Here is a 1,110-nt window from a genome sequence, read left to right as displayed (position 1 = left end):
CCGCCGGGCTGATGGCCTCGCTGCCGCTGATCAGCGGGGCGGTCGCGGTGGTCGAACATTCGGCCAGCGGCCCGGCCGCAGCGGCGCGCTTCCTGCACGGCTATGTCGGCGGCCTGTTTGGCAAGGCGGCTTTCGGCACGGTCTTCGCACTGCTGGCCGCCCCCATCGGCGCGCCGTGGGCCTTGCTGTGGGCCTGCGCCAGCGCCTGCGCAGTGCCACTGCTTTTCGCGCCCTCGCGGACTGCGGCCCACGCATGACCCTGGCTGGCACGACCGGGCAACCCTGCCTGAAACAGGGCCGCGTATCGTTTTCGATACCATGCGGCTTCCACAAGTGGAAGACACGCCGGCATGGGAGAAGTCACGCTTTTGATCGGACGCGCACGCGAAGGCGACCGCGCTGCCATCGACCGAATTTTCGAGTTGCTGTACCCGGAGCTGCGACAGATCGCCCACCGCCGTCTGTCGCGCGGCGCACGGGACGGCCTGATCGAAACCACGGCACTGGTCAACGAGTGCTACATGAAATTCGTGCAGCGGGACCGACTGGCCCCTTCCGACCGTGCGCATTTCCTGGGCTATGCCGCGGCCGTGATGCGCTCCATCATCGTGGACGCCGCACGCGCCGCGCAGAGCGACCGGCGCGGCGGCGATGTGCAGCAGGTGACGCTCAACTCCGAGTTGCTGGGCAGCATTGCCGATCCGGCCGACGAGATCCTCGAAGTGCACGCCGCGCTGCAGGACCTGGACGCGGTGGATGCGCGGCTGGCCCGCGTCGTGGAGATGCGCTACTTCGGCGGCATGGAAGACGCCGAGATCGCCGAGGCGCTGGGGCTGTCGCGCCGTACCGTGAGCCGGGACTGGGACAAGGCCAGGCTGCTGCTGGCGCACGCGCTGCGGGGCTGACGCCGCAGCGTCCGATCAGGACCCCTTCATGAAGCCGCTCACCCCGTTTGCGGCACAGTGGTCCGCGCTCAGCGCGTTGCTCGACGAAGCCTTGAACCTGCCCGCGCCGGACCGCGAGGCCTGGCTGGCCGGGCTCAGCGGCGAAAGGCTCACCCACCGTGAGGCGCTGGGCGCGCTGCTGGCCCGCCAGGCCGACATCGAGACC

General features: G+C 69.7%; 1 protein-coding gene and 1 pseudogene. Both read left to right on the top strand.

Annotated features, from left to right (window positions below; translation table 11 throughout):
* A pseudogene (locus tag FKP22_RS31275) lies at positions 1–257 on the top strand (hypothetical protein); the annotation flags it as partial.
* 93 nt (positions 258–350) lie between these two features.
* Positions 351–905 carry an ECF-type sigma factor gene (locus tag FKP22_RS31270; RefSeq protein WP_231011087.1) on the top strand — a complete coding sequence of 185 codons (555 nt, stop codon included), beginning with the start codon at positions 351–353 and terminating at the stop codon, positions 903–905.
* Positions 906–1,110: the final 205 nt, after the last annotated feature.

It is taken from the genome of Ideonella azotifigens (genome assembly GCF_006519715.1).
Classification (GTDB): domain Bacteria; phylum Pseudomonadota; class Gammaproteobacteria; order Burkholderiales; family Burkholderiaceae_C; genus Ideonella; species Ideonella azotifigens.
The sequence above is the reverse complement of the archived record's forward strand: the minus strand, read 5'-3'. Positions and strand labels throughout refer to the sequence as shown.

Bases quoted from the DNA above. Each gene is read 5' to 3' on its own strand.
- FKP22_RS31270 (WP_231011087.1), top strand. From the start codon at position 351: ATGGGAGAAGTCACGCTTTTGATCGGACGCGCACGCGAAGGCGACCGC.